At 73.1% G+C, this 15,089-nt stretch carries 17 protein-coding genes; 6 read left to right on the top strand and 11 right to left on the bottom strand.

What is annotated here, in order from left to right; all coding sequences use genetic code 11:
- Positions 1–8: 8 nt before the first annotated feature.
- The 5 genes from ACZ42A_RS00565 to ACZ42A_RS00585 are packed head-to-tail and all read left to right on the top strand — an operon-like array spanning position 9 to position 5,443.
- Positions 9–1,184, top strand: a complete 1,176-nt coding sequence (locus ACZ42A_RS00565) for an ADP-ribosylglycohydrolase family protein (RefSeq protein WP_468524917.1) — start codon at positions 9–11, stop codon at positions 1,182–1,184.
- Positions 1,172–2,545, top strand: a complete 1,374-nt coding sequence (locus ACZ42A_RS00570; RefSeq protein ID WP_468524918.1) for an ADP-ribosylglycohydrolase family protein — start codon at positions 1,172–1,174, stop codon at positions 2,543–2,545. Before ACZ42A_RS00565 ends, ACZ42A_RS00570 begins: the two co-directional genes overlap by 13 nt.
- Positions 2,542–3,435, top strand: a complete 894-nt coding sequence (gene rbsK, locus ACZ42A_RS00575) for a ribokinase (RefSeq protein ID WP_468524919.1) — start codon at positions 2,542–2,544, stop codon at positions 3,433–3,435. The genes ACZ42A_RS00570 and rbsK overlap by 4 nt, the downstream gene beginning before the upstream one ends.
- Positions 3,432–4,622, top strand: a complete 1,191-nt coding sequence (locus tag ACZ42A_RS00580) for a CaiB/BaiF CoA transferase family protein (protein ID WP_468524920.1) — start codon at positions 3,432–3,434, stop codon at positions 4,620–4,622. The genes rbsK and ACZ42A_RS00580 overlap by 4 nt, the downstream gene beginning before the upstream one ends.
- The gene (locus ACZ42A_RS00585) at positions 4,619–5,443 is read left to right on the top strand and encodes an HpcH/HpaI aldolase/citrate lyase family protein (RefSeq protein ID WP_468524921.1); all 825 of its coding nucleotides are present in this window, start codon (positions 4,619–4,621) and stop codon (positions 5,441–5,443) included. The genes ACZ42A_RS00580 and ACZ42A_RS00585 overlap by 4 nt, the downstream gene beginning before the upstream one ends.
- Before the next feature lie 67 nt (positions 5,444–5,510).
- On the opposite strand, the gene lgt is transcribed toward ACZ42A_RS00585, so the two are convergent.
- From lgt to hisI, 11 genes are all read right to left on the bottom strand, one after another.
- Positions 5,511–6,440, bottom strand: a complete 930-nt coding sequence (lgt, locus tag ACZ42A_RS00590; protein WP_468524922.1) for a prolipoprotein diacylglyceryl transferase — start codon at positions 6,438–6,440, stop codon at positions 5,511–5,513.
- A gap of 81 nt (positions 6,441–6,521) precedes the next feature.
- A complete protein-coding gene (locus tag ACZ42A_RS00595; RefSeq protein WP_468524923.1) occupies positions 6,522–7,295 on the bottom strand; it encodes a DsbA family protein in 774 nt (257 codons plus the stop codon).
- 127 nt (positions 7,296–7,422) lie between these two features.
- On the bottom strand, positions 7,423–8,238 hold the full coding sequence (trpA, locus tag ACZ42A_RS00600) for a tryptophan synthase subunit alpha (protein WP_468524924.1): 816 nt from the start codon (positions 8,236–8,238) through the stop codon (positions 7,423–7,425).
- Positions 8,235–9,518, bottom strand: coding sequence for a tryptophan synthase subunit beta (gene trpB / locus ACZ42A_RS00605; protein ID WP_468524925.1), 1,284 nt, complete (start codon positions 9,516–9,518; stop codon positions 8,235–8,237). Before trpB ends, trpA begins: the two co-directional genes overlap by 4 nt.
- A 108-nt stretch (positions 9,519–9,626) precedes the next feature.
- Positions 9,627–9,800, bottom strand: coding sequence for a tryptophan biosynthesis modulator TrpM (gene trpM / locus ACZ42A_RS00610; RefSeq protein WP_468524926.1), 174 nt, complete (start codon positions 9,798–9,800; stop codon positions 9,627–9,629).
- Positions 9,801–9,822: 22 nt separating this feature from the next.
- Positions 9,823–10,632 carry an indole-3-glycerol phosphate synthase TrpC gene (gene trpC, locus ACZ42A_RS00615; protein WP_468524927.1) on the bottom strand — a complete coding sequence of 270 codons (810 nt, stop codon included), beginning with the start codon at positions 10,630–10,632 and terminating at the stop codon, positions 9,823–9,825.
- A 138-nt stretch (positions 10,633–10,770) separates the two neighbouring features.
- On the bottom strand, positions 10,771–11,208 hold the full coding sequence (locus ACZ42A_RS00620; RefSeq protein ID WP_468524928.1) for a DUF2752 domain-containing protein: 438 nt from the start codon (positions 11,206–11,208) through the stop codon (positions 10,771–10,773).
- Positions 11,209–11,287: 79 nt separating this feature from the next.
- On the bottom strand, positions 11,288–11,575 hold the full coding sequence (locus ACZ42A_RS00625) for an HGxxPAAW family protein (RefSeq protein WP_468524929.1): 288 nt from the start codon (positions 11,573–11,575) through the stop codon (positions 11,288–11,290).
- A 140-nt stretch (positions 11,576–11,715) separates the two neighbouring features.
- On the bottom strand, positions 11,716–12,366 hold the full coding sequence (locus ACZ42A_RS00630) for a TIGR02234 family membrane protein (RefSeq protein ID WP_468524930.1): 651 nt from the start codon (positions 12,364–12,366) through the stop codon (positions 11,716–11,718).
- Positions 12,367–12,418: 52 nt separating this feature from the next.
- The gene (locus ACZ42A_RS00635; RefSeq protein ID WP_468524931.1) at positions 12,419–13,897 is read right to left on the bottom strand and encodes an anthranilate synthase component I; all 1,479 of its coding nucleotides are present in this window, start codon (positions 13,895–13,897) and stop codon (positions 12,419–12,421) included.
- An 11-nt stretch (positions 13,898–13,908) separates the two neighbouring features.
- A complete protein-coding gene (gene hisI, locus ACZ42A_RS00640; protein ID WP_165997583.1) occupies positions 13,909–14,304 on the bottom strand; it encodes a phosphoribosyl-AMP cyclohydrolase in 396 nt (131 codons plus the stop codon).
- Positions 14,305–14,445: 141 nt separating this feature from the next.
- Here hisI and ACZ42A_RS00645 point away from each other — a divergent pair, with 141 nt between their 5' ends.
- Positions 14,446–15,081, top strand: coding sequence for a TIGR03085 family metal-binding protein (locus ACZ42A_RS00645; RefSeq protein WP_468524932.1), 636 nt, complete (start codon positions 14,446–14,448; stop codon positions 15,079–15,081).
- Positions 15,082–15,089 lie beyond the last annotated feature (8 nt).

Genomic DNA, 15,089 nt, shown 5'->3' on the forward strand with positions numbered 1-15,089 from the left:
TTCGGGGCATGACGCCCAAAGGAGAAGAAAGCCGAGCGGAGTCCCTGGCCGAACGGATCACCGGCGCACTGGTCGGCGCCGCCGTCGGCGACGCCCTCGGCGGCCCCGTGGAGGGCTACTCCCCCGACCAGATCCTCGAACGCCACGGCGGCCGTGTGCACGGCGTCGTCGGCCCCTGGAACGGCGACGCCTGGCGCACCGCCCGGCCCATCGCGCCGTACCACAAGGGCGACGGCCACGTCACCGACGACACCCTCATGACCCACGCCCTGGTCCGGGTCTACGCCCGCGTCCGCGACCACTTGGACGCCTACGCGATCGCCGAGCACCTCGTCCCCGACCTGATGACGACTCCCCGCTGGATCCCCGAACTCGAAGCCGAGGCACTCCCCCTCCACCGCGTGTTCCTGGCGGAGAAATGGCTCGTCGCCCGGATCCACTACGGCCATGTCGACCCCCGCGAGGCCGGCGTCGGCAACATCGTCAACTGCGGCGCCGCGATGTACATGGCCCCGGTCGGACTGGTCAACGCGGCCCACCCGGCAGGCGCTTACGCGGAGGCACTGGACATCGCGGGCGCCCACCAGTCGTCGTACGGCAGGGAGGCGGCCGGAGTCCTCGCGGCGGCGGTGGCCGCGGCCTGCGCCCCCGGCGCGACCCCGGACTCGGTCGTGGCCGCCTGTCTGTCCCTGGCGAAGGACGGCACCCGCGCGGCGATCGAGAAGGTCTGCGAGACCGCCGCGCGGCACTCCGACTTCGAGTCGGCGCTGGGCCCGCTGCGGGAGGCGGTGGCCCCGTACGACACGGTCGGCCCCGACTACCGCGCCCCCTCCCTGGGCGCCCGCCGCCCCTCCCGGCTGCACGCCATCGAGGAACTGCCGATCGCGCTGGGCATGCTGCTGGTCGCGGGCGGCGACTACCGGCACGCGGTGCTCGGCTCGGTCAACTACGGCCGCGACTGCGACTCCATCGCCACCATGGCCGGCGCGCTGGCCGGCGCCCTGGGCTCGCCGGTCCCGGAGGACTGGGCGAAGGCCGTCGCCGAGGCCAGCCGCCTCGATCTGCACGAACCGGCCCGCATGCTCACCGAGGTGACCCGGGAGATCTTCGCCCGTGACGTACGGCGCCGCCGCGCCCACGAGGAGGCGTTCGCCGCGCTGGGAGGTACCGGATGCTCCGACTGACCTGGGTCCAGCCCGAGGACCTGCTCGGCCACGAACTCCGGCAGGCCGCCCAGGACGGCCGCGAGCCGTCGGCGATCGCGGACCGCTGGAAGGCGGCGGGCGGCTGCGAGGCCCCCGCCCGGGCCGGCGCCTCCCCCGAACCGTGCTCCCGCTATCTGCGCCTGCTCGCGGAGGACCTGCTCGACGAACTGGCCGACCTGCCCAGCAGGCTGGCGGACCAGGAGCCGACGGATCTGGACCGGATCATCTCCCTGTGCCCGGAGTGGCCGTCCGCGCCGGCCGCCGCCCCCGCTCCCCCGGCCACCCTCCTCCCCCGCCTGCACGCCGCGTGGCTGGGCCGGGCCGTCGGCTGCCTCCTCGGCAAACCCGTGGAGAAGCTCCCCCTCGACGGCATCCGCCAACTCGCCCACGCCACCGGCAACTGGCCGCTCACCGCGTACTTCACCGCCCGCGGCCTGCCCGCCGACCTCGCCGCCAAGTACCCCTGGAACCGCCGCTCGGCCACCACCTCCCTCGCCGAGAACATCGACGGCATGCCCGAGGACGACGACCTCAACTACCCCCTGCTCAACCTGCTCCTGCTGCAACGCCACGGCCGGGACTTCAGCACCGAGGACGTCGCCGCCCTCTGGCTCGACCAACTCCCCGCCGGCCGCGCCTTCACCGCCGAACGCGTCGCGTACCGCAATCTCCTGTGCGGCCTGGAACCCCCGCGCACCGCCCGCCACCGCAACCCCTTCCGCGAGTGGATCGGCGCCCTGATCCGCGCCGACGTGCACGGCTGGACCAACCCCGGCGACCCGGCCCGGGCCGCCGCCCAGGCCCACCGCGACGCCACCCTCACCCACACCGCCAACGGCGTCTACGCGGCGATGTTCACGGCCGCCGTCATCGCCACCGCCGCCACCGGGACGTACGACGTCCACGCCTGCCTGCGCACCGGCCTCACCGTGATCCCGCCCCGCTCCCGGCTGGCCCGCGCGGTGCGGCACGCCATCGAACTCGCCACCACCCGCGAGGACTTCGACACGGTCGTGGACGAACTCCACGCCGCCCACGCCGCCGGCCACCACTGGGTGCACGCCGTCCCCAACACCGCCCTGATCGCCGCCGCCCTCACCCACGCCGACGGCGACTTCACCGGCTCGATCTGCCGCGCGGTGTCCGGCGGCTGGGACACCGACTCCAACGGGGCCACCGCCGGCAGCGTCGCCGGTCTCCTCGCCGGGTCCCCGGACGCCCTGCCCGATCGCTGGACGGCCCCGCTGAAGAACCGTCTGGCCACCTCCGTCGCCGGTTTCGACGGCACCGGCTTCGACACCCTGGCCCAGCTCACCCTCCAGGAGGCAACCCGACCATGACCCATATCGCCGTCCTCGGCAGTACGAACATGGATCTCGTCGCCTACGTCGAGAAGGCCCCGCAGCGCGGAGAGACCGTGACGGGACGCGAGTTCCGGACGATCCCCGGCGGCAAGGGCGCCAACCAGGCGATCGCCGCCGCCCGCGCCGGCGCCACCGTCTCGATGATCGGCGCGGTCGGCAACGACTCCTTCGGCACCCGGCTGCGCTCCACCCTCGAACACTCCGGGGTGAACACCGACCACCTGCGCACCACCGAAGGCCCTTCCGGTACGGCCCACATCGTCGTGGACGACGAGGGCGGCAACGCCATCGTGGTGATCCCCGGCGCCAACGGCACCGTCGACCACCTCGCCCCCGGCGACGAGGGCCTGATCGCCTCCGCCGATCTGCTGCTCCTTCAACTGGAAATCCCCTTGGCCGCCGTCCTCGCCGGTGCGCGGGCGGCCCGCACGCACGGCGTCCGCACCGTCCTCACCCCGGCCCCGGCCCGCCCGCTGCCGCCCGAACTGCTCGCCGCCGTCGACCTGTTGGTCCCCAACGAGCACGAGGCCGCCGCGCTCACCGGCGTCCCCGACCCGCGCGAGGCCGCCCTCGCGCTGCTCGACCGGGTCCCGGAGGTGGTGATCACCCTGGGCGCGGCGGGCAGCCTCTACGCCACCCGGGACGCCGAACCCGTCACCGTGCCCGCCCCGCAGGTCACCGCCGTGGACTCCACCGGCGCGGGCGACACCTTCGTCGGCGCGCTCGCCGTCGCGCTGGGCGAGGGCCGACCGATGCCGGAGGCGCTGCGCTGGGCCGCCGCGGCCGCCGCCCTGTCCGTGCAGCGCGAGGGCGCGTCGGCCTCGATGCCGTACCGCTCGGAGATCGAGGCGCGGTTCACGTCATGAGCCGACCACCCCTCACCGGACTGCGCGTCCTCGACCTCGCCACCCTGTTCGCCGGCCCGCTCGCCGCCACCCTGCTCGGCGACTTCGGCGCGGACGTCGTCAAGGTCGAGCACCCCACCCGGCCCGACCCGTCCCGGGGCCACGGCCCGTCGAAGGACGGCGTGGGCCTGTGGTGGAAGCTGCTCGGCCGCAACAAGCGCACGATCACCCTCAACCTGTCCAAGCCGGGCGGCCGCACCACCCTGCTGCGCCTCGCCGCCACGGCCGACGTCGTCATCGAGAACTTCCGCCCCGGCACCCTGGAGAAGTGGGACCTCGGCTGGCCGGAGCTGTCCGCCGCCAACCCCCGCCTGGTGCTCGCCCGGGTCACCGGCTTCGGGCAGTTCGGCCCGTACGCCCGCCGCCCCGGCTTCGGCACCCTCGCCGAGGCGATGAGCGGCTTCGCCGCGATCACCGGCGAGCCGGACGCGCCCCCGACCCTGCCGCCCTTCGGGCTCGCCGACTCGATCGCCGGTCTGGCGACGGCGTACGCGGTGCTGACCGCGCTCGCCGCCCGCGACCGCACCGGCGAGGGCCAGGTCGTCGACATGGCGCTCATCGAGCCGATCCTGACCGTCCTCGGCCCGCACCCCCTCTGGTACGACCAGCTGGGCCACGTCCAGCCCCGCACCGGCAACCGCTCCCAGAACAACGCCCCGCGCAACACCTACCGCACAGCGGACGGCACCTGGGTCGCCGTCTCCACCTCCGCCCAGTCGGTCGCCGAGCGCGTGATGCGCCTGGTCGGCCGCCCGGACCTGATCGACGAGCCCTGGTTCGCCACCGGCGCCGACCGCGCCCGGCACAGCGACGTCCTCGACGAGGCGGTCGGCGCCTGGATCGCCCGGCACACCCGCGCCGAGGTCCTGGAGTCCTTCGAGAAGGCGGAGGCGGCGGTCGCCCCCATCCAGGACGTACGGGACGTGATGACCGACCCGCAGTACGCGGCCCTCGACACCATCACCACCGTCGACGACCCCGAACTGGGCCCGCTGCGCATGCAGAACGTGCTCTTCCGGCTCTCCGCGACGCCCGGCGCGATCCGCTGGGCCGGCCGCCCGCACGGCGCCGACACCGAGGCGGTCCTCACCGAGCTGGGCCTGACCGGGGACGAGCTGGCCACGCTGCGCGCGGAGGGCGCGCTGTGATCCCGCTGACCTGGCTGTACGCCCCGGGTGACCATCCCCGGACGGTCGCCAAGGCCCTCGCCAGCGGCGCGGACGTGGTGATCGTCGACCTGGAGGACGCGGTCGCCCCGGACCGCAAGGAGTACGCCCGCACGGCCACCGCCGAACTGCTCACCGAGCCGCAGCCGGTCCCGGTCCACGTCCGGGTCAACGCCCTGGACGGCCCGCTGGCGGCGGCCGACCTGCGCGCGCTGGCCGGGCTGCCCGGCGTGTCCGGCCTGCGCCTGCCGAAGGTGACCTCACCGGAGCAGATCGTCCGGATCGCCGAGCACACGGCCTCCGCCGACGGGGGTGCCCCCGCCCTGTACGCGCTGCTGGAATCGGCCCTCGGCATCGAGCGCGCCCACGCCATCGCCGCCGCCCACCCGGCCCTGCGCGGTATCGCGATCGGCGAGTCCGATCTCCGGGCCGACCTCGGCGTACGGGAGGACGCGGGCCTGGAATGGCCGCGCTCGCGGGTGGTCGTCGCCGCCCGCGCGGCCGGACTGCCGCCCCCGGCCCAGTCGGTCCACCCCGACACCCGGGATCTGAAGGGCCTCGCCGCCTCCTGCGCCCACGGCCGTGCCCTCGGCTTCCTGGGCCGCGCCGCCATCCACCCCCGCCAACTGCCCATCATCGAACGGGCCTACCTCCCCACCCCGGAGGAGATCGAACAGGCGGAGACGGTCCTGAAGGCGGCGGCGCGGGAGCGGGGCGCGCAGGCCCTGGAGGACGGCACCTTCATCGACGCGGCGGTAGTGGCGGCGGCGCAGCGGACGCTGTCCCTGGCCCACCGCCGCTGAGCCGGTACCGCACACGCCGAGGGCGCCCGGAGGATCTCCGGGCGCCCTCGGCGGCATATGGCGACCGTCAGGTCTTCTTCGCGGACTCGGCCTCGTCCTCGAGGTCCGCGTCCGCGTTCTTGTCCTTGTCCTCGGCGGCCTTGTCCTCGGCGGCCTTGTCCTCGGCGTCCTCACCGCCGGAGGCACCGGGCTCCACGACCTCTTCCCGTCCCGGCCGCTTCTTCGCCGACACCACGATGTAGATCACGGCGAGCAGGAAGACGACCAGCGCGGTCCAGTTGTTCAGGCGCAGGCCCAGGATCTCGTGGGCGTCGTCGACGCGCATGTACTCGATCCAGAACCGGCCCGCGCAGTACGCGGCGACGTACAGTGCGAACGCCCGGCCGTGGCCCAGCTTGAAGCGCCGGTCGGCCCAGATCACCAGCAGCGCCACGCCCACGCACCACAGCGACTCGTACAGGAACGTCGGGTGGTAGTAGCCGGGGATCCGGCCGTCGGCGGTGGAGGTGATGTGCAGTGCCCACGGCAGGTCGGTCTCCCGCCCGTACAGCTCCTGGTTGAACCAGTTGCCCCAGCGGCCGATCGCCTGCGCGAAGGCGATGCCGGGTGCGATGGCATCGGCGTAGGCGGGGAGCGGGATGCCGCGGCGGCGGCAGCCGATCCACGCGCCCAGCGCGCCGAGCGCGATCGCGCCCCAGATGCCGAGGCCGCCCTCCCAGATCTTGAAGGCGTCCACCCAGTCACGGCCCTCGCTGAAGTACAGCTGGTAGTCCGTGATCACGTGGTACAGCCGGCCGCCGATCAGGCCGAACGGCACCGCCCAGACAGCGATGTCGGCGACCGTGCCGGCCCTCCCGCCGCGGGCGATCCATCGTTTGTTGCCGAGCCAGACGGCAACGAAGACACCGATGATGATGCAGAACGCGTAGCCGCGCAGCGGAATGGGGCCGAGGTGGATCACCCCGCGCGACGGGCTGGGAATGTAGGCAAGTTCCATGGCAAGGTCGACGCTACCGTGCCGGACCGGCCCGGCGGCGGGCAGCCCGGCTACGGGTCCATAACGGGCGGGTACCCCGCGTCATCCCTTGGCCGCCTCCTGCACCTGCTGCTTGAGCTTGGCCGGGGTCATCGTCCGGTCCTCGTAGATGTTCGCGCCGTTGAGCAGGACGGTCGGGGTGCCTCTGAAGCCGCCGGTGCTGAAGGCCTGCGCGGACTTGTCGACCCAGGCGTTGTGCGTGCCGTCCTCGACACACTTGCGGAACGCGGGCGTGTCGAGGCCGTCGACCTTGCCCGCCAGCTCGATCAGCTTGGCGTTCTCGGCGAACGCGTCGTCGGTTTCCGGGGGCTGGTTGTCGAACAGCACGTCGTGGTACTCGACGAACTTGCCGGCGTCCTGGGCGCAGGCCGCGGCGTTGGCCGCGTTGCGCGAGCCGCTGCCGCCCATGTTGCCGTCGATGATCGTGGCCAGGCGGTACTCGACCTTCAGCTGTCCGGCGTCGGTCAGCTCGTGGATCGTCGAGCGGTAGTTCGTCTCGAAGGACTTGCAGGCCGGGCAGCGGAAGTCCTCCCAGACGGTGAGCGTCGACTTGGCGCCGCTCTCGCCGACCGGGATGACCAGGCTGTCCTCGCCGTTGGCGCCCGACGGGGCCACGACCGGGCCCGCCCTGTCGCCGTCGTCCTTGCCGGCGTTGGCGGCGACCACGCCGATCACCGCCGCGAGGCCCAGGACGCAGACGACGCTCGCACCCACGATCAGCGCCCGCCGCCGCTTCTCCGCGGCCTTCTGCTTCTCGCGCTCCGCCGCCAGCCGTTCCCGGGCGGTGCGCTTTCCGTCACGGTTCTTCTCGCTCACACCCCGCAGAACGAACCGGGGAGGCGCAGCGCGCCTCCCCGGCTCCAGGACCACCCGTTCGAGCGACCCGTACGAAGATCGTCTCCGTTACGTCACGTGTGTGACGTCTCGTCCGTACGTCCCGTCGCTACGCCTGTCCGCGCACGCCCTTCGCCAGCTCGCCCGCGAGCGCGCGGACGGCCTCGACGCCGGCCGCGTGGTCCGGGGCGTCCAGCATCCGCTTGACGAAGGCGGACCCGACGATCACCCCGTCGGCGAACCCGGCCACCTCGGCGGCCTGGGCCGCGTTGGACACGCCGAGCCCGACGCAGACCGGCAGCTCGGTGGTGGCGCGGGTGCGCTCCACCAGGTTCTGCGCCTGCGCGCCGACCGACTCACGGGTGCCCGTGACACCCATCAGTGAGGCGGCGTACACGAAGCCGCTGCCCGCCGCGGTGATCTCGGCGAGCCGCTCGTCCTTGCTGCTGGGCGCCACCACGAACACGGTCGCGAGACCGTGCTTCTCGGCGTGCTCCCTCCACAGCGCCGACTCCTGCACGGGCAGGTCGGGCAGGATGCAGCCCGCGCCGCCCGCCTCGGCCAGCTCGGCGGTGAAGCGCTCGACGCCGTAGCGGTCGATGGGGTTCCAGTACGTCATCACGAGGACCGGCTTGCCGGTCGCGGCGGACGCCTCGCGGACCGTGCGCATGACGTCCGCGATCTTCACGCCGCCGCGCAGGGCGATGTCGTCGGCGGTCTGGATGACCGGGCCGTCGAGGACCGGGTCGCTGTGCGGCAGACCGACCTCGACGACGTCCGCGCCGCCCTCCAGGACGGCCTTGATCGCCTCGATGCCGCCGTCCACGGTCGGGAACCCGGCCGGGAGGTAGGCGATGAGGGCGGAGCGGCCCTCGGCCTTCGCCGCGGCGAGGGTGTCGGTCAGCAGCTGGATCTTCCCGCTCACTTGGCGTCCCCCTCGATCTCGGCGGTGCCGGAGGCGTCCTCGGCGACCTCGGCGTCGGTGTCGTACAGACCGAAGTAGCGCGCGGCGGTGTCCATGTCCTTGTCGCCGCGGCCGGACAGGTTGACCACGATCAGCCCGTCCTCGCCCAGTTCCCTGCCGACCTCCAGGGCGCCGGCCAGGGCGTGGGCGCTCTCGATGGCGGGGATGATGCCCTCGGTACGGGACAGCAGGCGCAGCGCCTGCATGGCCGCGTCGTCGGTGACCGCGCGGTACTCGGCGCGGCCGGTGTCCTTGAGGTAGGAGTGCTCGGGGCCGATGCCCGGGTAGTCCAGACCGGCCGAGATCGAGTACGGCTCGGTGATCTGGCCTTCGTCGTCCTGGAGGACGTAGGAACGGGAGCCGTGCAGGATGCCGGGCTCGCCGGCGGTCAGGGTCGCCGCGTGCTCGCCGGTCTCGACACCGTGCCCGGCGGGCTCGCAGCCGACGAGGCGGACGCCCTCGTCGGGGATGAACGCGTGGAACAGGCCGATCGCGTTGGAGCCGCCGCCGACGCAGGCGATGGCGGCGTCGGGCAGGCGTCCGGCGCGCTCCAGGAGCTGGCGGCGGGCCTCGACGCCGATGACCCGGTGGAAGTCGCGGACCATGGCCGGGAAGGGGTGGGGACCCGCGACCGTGCCGAACAGGTAGTGGGTGTGGTCGACGTTGGCGACCCAGTCGCGGAACGCCTCGTTGATGGCGTCCTTCAGGGTGCGGCTGCCCGACTTCACGGCGATGACCTCGGCGCCGAGCATGCGCATGCGGGCCACGTTGAGGGCCTGCCGCTGGGTGTCGATCTCGCCCATGTAGATCGTGCACTCGAGGCCGAAGAGCGCGCAGGCGGTCGCCGTGGCGACGCCGTGCTGGCCGGCGCCGGTCTCGGCGATGACGCGGGTCTTGCCCATGCGCTTGGTGAGCAGGGCCTGGCCGAGGACGTTGTTGATCTTGTGGGAGCCGGTGTGGTTCAGGTCCTCGCGCTTGAGGAAGATCCGGGCGCCGCCGGCGTGCTCGGCGAATCTCGGGACCTCGGTCAGCGCGCTGGGGCGGCCGGTGTAGTTGACCAGCAGGTCGTCGAGCTCTCGGGCGAACTCGGGGTCCTGCTTGGCCTTGTCGTACTCGACGGCGACCTCGTCCACGGCGGCGACGAGGGCCTCCGGGATGAACTTGCCGCCGAAGTCGCCGAAGTAGCCTTCGGCACTCGGGACTTGACCCTCCGGGTCGGGGATGAAGAAGTTGCTGGGCATGCTTGAGCCTCACGGTGAGTGTGGTGAAAAGACACTATTCGCCGTGGGGGCGGAGATGATGTGTTGACTGCGGGCCGATTGTGGCTGGTCGCGCAGTTCCCCGCGCCCCTAAGGGGCGCGCTGCCATCGACGGCCGTTTACCTGCCCAGGTTCGTCACCGATGACGTAGCGCACTCGGCGGCCGTGCACCCGGCGGGCCGGGGCACGGCAGCCTCGGGGCCGGCAGCCGCGCGCGAGGCGGGCATACGGGTCCCTGGTCGCCATGGTGATCGAGACAGTCATCGGGGCACAGCCTAGCGGGAGTTCAGCCCCGCCCGTGGCGGAGTGCGGGATGTTCGCCCGCGGCCACCAGGTCGGCGACGGCCGTCTTCGGGTCCTTGCCCGTGACCAGGGACTCGCCGACCAGGACGGCGTCGGCGCCGGCGTTGGCGTAGGCGATGAGGTCGTGCGGGCCGCGCACGCCGGACTCGGCGACCTTGACGATGTTGTCGGGGATCTCCGGCGCCACCCGCTCGAAGGTGCCGCGGTCGACCTCCAGGGTCTTGAGGTTGCGCGCGTTGACGCCGATGACCTTGGCGCCCGCGTCGACCGCGCGCTCGACCTCGTCCTCGTCGTGGACCTCGACGAGCGGGGTCAGGCCGATGGAGACCGCGCGCTCGATCAGCGACTCCAGCGCGGGCTGGTCCAGGGCCGCCACGATCAGCAGCGCCAGGTCGGCGCCGTAGGCGCGGGCCTCCCACAGCTGGTACGAGGTGACGATGAAGTCCTTGCGCAGCACCGGGATGTCCACGCGCGCGCGGACCGCCTCCAGGTCGGCGAGGGAGCCGCCGAAGCGGCGCTGTTCGGTGAGGACGGAGATGACGGCCGCGCCGCCCGCCTCGTAGTCCGCGGCGAGGCCCGCGGGGTCGGCGATCGCGGCCAGCGCGCCCTTGGACGGGCTGGAGCGCTTGACCTCGCAGATCACCTTGACGCCGTCGCCCTTGAGCGCGGCGACCCCGTCCTTGGCGGCGGGAGCCTTCGCCGCGCGCTCCTTGAGCTCGTCGAGGCTGACGCGCGCCTGCCGCTCCGCGAGGTCGGCACGGACTCCGTCGATGATCTCGTCGAGCACACTCACGCGAGCGGCCCCCTTCCAGTCGGCTGACTGTCACAGCGGTCGGTCGAAACCTATGGTCATAGCGATGGTATCCGGAGGAGGGCGAAGGCCCCGCATCCGGTTGACGGCGGTCCCACTACCTGGACATCCGTCCGATGATCAAGGATGCAACCAGCCGCCGAACGGCAGGTTCCGGACAACGGTGAAGACCAGCAGCAACGCGCCGACGGTCCAGAGGTGCGCGGAGCGCAGGTCGAGGCGGAGTGGCCGGCCGCGGGCCGCGCGGACCACCCATACGGTCCATGCCACGGCGAACACGACATACCCCGCGACCGCCACCGCGTTGGCCTGGAGCGCGGTCGCCAGATCGCCGTGGACGACGGCGTGGGCGCTGCGCAGGCCGCCGCAGCCGGGGCAGTAGAGGCCGGTGAGGCGCAGCAGCGGGCAGGCGGGGTAGTGGCCGGGTTCGTTGGGGTCCACGGCTCCGACGTAGGCGAAGGCTCCGGCGACGGCCGCCAGCACCCCGGCGGGCACGGCCAGCCGGGCCAGGGGCGGTTTCGGTGTCGTGGTGCGGCGGTCGGCGGTCACGCCTCGCATTGTGCCCCGCGCGGGGCGGACACGCGCGAGGGGCGGCCCGTGGGCCGCCCCTCGATGTCGCTGTGTGTGCCGCGTCGGATCAGCTCTCGGCGGCGACCGGCTCGCGGGTCGCGGTGGCGGCCGGCTTCGCCTTGACGGTGGCGCCCTCGACCATCTTCAGGGGGTGCGCCTTCGGCATGCCCAGGCCCATGGCGCGCATCACGCCGCCCACGACACCGCCGAGGACCACGATGGCCATGCCGCCCCAGAAGCCCAGCGGGTTGGCCATCACCATGAAGGCACCCGCGACGGTGAAACCGATGAAGGCGATGATGACACCGGTCCAGGCGGCCGGGGTGTGACCGTGCCCGTGGCTGCTGTCCGCCATTGCTTGCTCCTCGTAGCCGTGTACGTGTGTGAGCCTGACGCTCGCCGTCCATTGTCCCGTACGCCCGCCCGTGGCATGCGCGGGGGTGGCCCCGAGGGCGCGTCTGTTTCGCCACATCGGGACCGGGCCGCGGCGGGGGGTCAGGCCGGGCCGGTGCCCGTCGGGTCCTCGCCGCGGTCCAGAGCCTTCCACAGGTCCTCGGGCCGGTCGGGGTCGACGGCCGGGGCGGCGCGGCGCGGGCGGGGCGCGCCGGAGCGCTCGTAGCGGCCCGACATGGCGGGCCACAGCCGGCCGTAGCGCAGGGCGAGCAGTCCGGCCAGCACGATCAGCACGCCGCCGACGGCCGCGACGTACGGCCACGCGGTGTGGCTGAGCGCGTGCACGGTGGCGGAGGTGTCGCCGGAGGCGCGGGCGGCCTGCTCGTCGAGCGCGGCGGTGTCGGAAGCGCCGAGCACGGCGGCCACGACGGTGCCGACGCCGGACAGCGTGAGCAGCGCGGCGACCAGGAAACGGCCTGCTCGGCGGACGGCGAAGACGGCGACGAGCGCGGCGAGGCCCACTATGGCCAGGGCCGCCGGGACGCCGGTGACGTCGCTGCCCTTGGCGGTCAGGGGGAAGGAGCCGCCGGCCACCGTCGCGGTGCCCTCCGACCACTGCTGGCGGGTGGCGAGGAGCGCCACGGCCGCGCCGAGCGCGCCGGACAGCAGCGCCAGAGCGAGACTCCGGCGTCCGGCCCGCGCGGGTCGTACGGCTTCGGTACGGGGGTGAGGTACGGCAGTCACGTACTCCACTATCGCCTGAACCCCGGGCGAACCGTCACCCGGGGCTCACGTGATCCGCGCCCTACTTGCCGAGCCGGTTGGCGGTGTGGACCGCGCGGAGGACCGCCGCCGCCTTGTTGCGGCACTCGGTGTCCTCGGCGACCGGGTCGGAGTCGGCGACGATGCCGGCGCCCGCCTGGACGTAGGCGGTGCCGTCGCGCAGCAGGGCGGTGCGGATGGCGATGGCGGTGTCGGAGTCGCCCGCGAAGTCGAGGTAGCCGACACAGCCGCCGTACAGGCCGCGCCGGGACGGCTCCAGCTCGTCGATGATCTGCATCGCGCGCGGCTTCGGGGCACCGGAGAGGGTGCCGGCCGGGAAGCAGGCGGTCAGCACGTCGAACGCGGTGCGGCCCGCGGCGACCTTGCCGGTCACCGTGGAGACGATGTGCATCACGTGCGAGTACCGCTCGATGGACATGAAGTCGACGACCTCGACCGAGCCCGGCTCGCAGACCCGGCCCAGGTCGTTGCGGCCCAGGTCGACGAGCATCAGGTGCTCGGCGCGCTCCTTGGGGTCGGCGAGCAGTTCGTCGGCGAGGGCCTGGTCCTCCTGCGGGGTGGCGCCGCGCCAGCGGGTGCCGGCGATGGGGTGCACCATGGCCCGCCCGTCCTCGACCTTGACGAGCGCCTCGGGGGACGAGCCGACCACGTCGAACCCGTCGAAGCGGAAGAGGTACATGTACGGCGACGGGTTCGTCGCCCGCAGCACCCGGTAGACGTCCAGCGCGCTTGCCGTGCACGGTGTCTCGAACCGCTGCGAGGGCACCACCTGGAACGCCTCGCCCGCGCGGATGCGCTCCTTGATGTCCTCGACGGCCGCCTGGAAGTCGGTGCCGCCCCACAGCGCGGTGTACTCCGGCAGCTCGGAGGGCGGCAGGACGGCGGGCGGCTGGGCGACCGCGCGGGAAAGGTCCGCCTCCATGGCGTCGAGGCGGGCCACGGCGTCCGCGTAGGCCTCGTCGACGCCGGTGTCCAGGTCGTTGTGGTTGATCGCGTTGGCGATCAGCAGGACGGAGCCCTCCCAGTGGTCCATCACCGCGAGGTCGCTGGTCAGGAGCATGGTCAGCTCGGGGAGCTTCAGGTCGTCGCGCTCGCCGGGGCCGATCTTCTCCAGGCGGCGCACGATGTCGTAGCCGAGGTAGCCGACCATGCCGCCGGTGAAGGGCGGCATGCCCTCCTGGTGCGGGGTGTGCAGCGCCTCGACGGTGGCGCGCAGGGCGGCGAGCGGGTCGCCGTCGACGGGGACGCCGACGGGCGGGGCGCCCAGCCAGTGGACCTGGCCGTCGCGCTCGGTGAGTGTGGCCGCCGAGCGCACGCCGACGAAGGAGTAGCGGGACCACGAGCGGCCGTTCTCCGCGGACTCCAGGAGGAAGGTGCCGGGGCGCTCGGCGGCGAGCTTGCGGTAGAGCGCGACCGGGGTGTCGCCGTCGGCGAGGAGCTTGCGGGTGACGGGGATGACGCGGCGGTCGGTGGCGAGCTTGCGGAACGTCTCGAGGTCCATGGGCGCCGACCTTACTGATCCGAGGCCGGCGCGCCGGCGTCCTTGAGCAGTACGTCCTCGTCGAAGCAGGTGCGGGCACCGGTGTGGCAGGCGGCGCCGACCTGGTCGACCTTGACGAGCACGGTGTCCGCGTCGCAGTCCAGGGCGACGGACTTCACCCACTGGACGTGACCGGATGTGTCGCCCTTGACCCAGTACTCCTGGCGGCTGCGCGACCAGTAGGTGCAGCGGCCGGTGGTCAGGGTCCGATGCAGCGCCTCGTCGTCCATCCAGCCGAGCATGAGCACCTCTCCGGTGTCGTACTGCTGGGCGATGGCGGGCAGGAGACCGTCGGCGCTGCGCTTGAGGCGCGCGGCGATCTCGGGGTCCAGGCTGCTGGGCCTGCTGGGCGGAGGCGTGCTGGTCATGTGTGCCATTGTGCCGCGCGCCACGGACGGTCACGGCGCGGCGTCCATCAGATGGGCGGGGCGGCGCGGAAGCGCCTCGTTGAGGGGTGGTGGCCGGGTGACGGGTGGGCGGACCATCGGACCGGTCGTAGGCTGAATCGCATGTCGACCTTTGCCAAGCGTGAACGGCTCCTCCTCGCCGACCTCTTGGAAACCGCGGGTCCAGAGGCCCCCACCCTGTGCGAGGGCTGGCTCACCCGGGACCTGGCCGCGCACGTGGTGGTGCGCGAGCGCCGCCCCGACGCCGCCGGGGGGATGCTCATCAAGCAGCTCGCGCCACGCCTGGAGAAGGCGATGGAGGAGTTCGCGGCGAAGCCGTACGAGGAGCTGATCCAGCTCATCCGCACCGGCCCGCCCCGCTTCTCGCCGTTCGCGCTCAAGCAGATCGACGAGATGTCGAACACGGTCGAGTTCTACGTCCACACCGAGGATGTCCGCCGCGCCCAGCCGGACTGGACCGCGCGGGTGCTCGACCCGGTCTTCCAGGACGCCCTGTGGTCCCGGATGGAGCGCACCGCCCGTCTGATGGGCCGGAGCGCCCCCACCGGGCTGGTCCTGCGCCGCCCCGACGGCCAGACCGCCGTCGCCCACCGGGGCACGCCGGTGGTGACGGTGACCGGTGAGCCGTCCGAGCTGCTGCTGTTCCTCTACGGCCGGCAGGACGCGGCCAAGGTGGACCTGGACGGCGACGCGGACGCGATCGAACGCCTGCACGGCAGCAAGCAGCTGGGCATCTGACCGAAGGG

This window comes from Streptomyces sp. NPDC030838 (assembly GCF_055572035.1).

Excerpts from the sequence above, each read along its gene's own strand:
- ACZ42A_RS00565 (WP_468524917.1), top strand. The coding sequence starts at position 9 with ATGACGCCCAAAGGAGAAGAAAGCCGAGCGGAGTCCCTGGCCGAACGG.
- ACZ42A_RS00570 (WP_468524918.1), top strand. The coding sequence starts at position 1,172 with ATGCTCCGACTGACCTGGGTCCAGCCCGAGGACCTGCTCGGCCACGAA.
- rbsK (WP_468524919.1), top strand. The coding sequence starts at position 2,542 with ATGACCCATATCGCCGTCCTCGGCAGTACGAACATGGATCTCGTCGCC.
- ACZ42A_RS00580 (WP_468524920.1), top strand. The coding sequence starts at position 3,432 with ATGAGCCGACCACCCCTCACCGGACTGCGCGTCCTCGACCTCGCCACC.
- lgt (WP_468524922.1), bottom strand. The coding sequence starts at position 6,440 with ATGGAACTTGCCTACATTCCCAGCCCGTCGCGCGGGGTGATCCACCTC.
- trpB (WP_468524925.1), bottom strand. The coding sequence starts at position 9,518 with ATGCCCAGCAACTTCTTCATCCCCGACCCGGAGGGTCAAGTCCCGAGT.
- trpM (WP_468524926.1), bottom strand. The coding sequence starts at position 9,800 with ATGACTGTCTCGATCACCATGGCGACCAGGGACCCGTATGCCCGCCTC.
- ACZ42A_RS00620 (WP_468524928.1), bottom strand. The coding sequence starts at position 11,208 with ATGCGAGGCGTGACCGCCGACCGCCGCACCACGACACCGAAACCGCCC.
- ACZ42A_RS00625 (WP_468524929.1), bottom strand. The coding sequence starts at position 11,575 with ATGGCGGACAGCAGCCACGGGCACGGTCACACCCCGGCCGCCTGGACC.
- ACZ42A_RS00635 (WP_468524931.1), bottom strand. The coding sequence starts at position 13,897 with ATGGACCTCGAGACGTTCCGCAAGCTCGCCACCGACCGCCGCGTCATC.
- hisI (WP_165997583.1), bottom strand. The coding sequence starts at position 14,304 with ATGACCAGCACGCCTCCGCCCAGCAGGCCCAGCAGCCTGGACCCCGAG.
- ACZ42A_RS00645 (WP_468524932.1), top strand. The coding sequence starts at position 14,446 with ATGTCGACCTTTGCCAAGCGTGAACGGCTCCTCCTCGCCGACCTCTTG.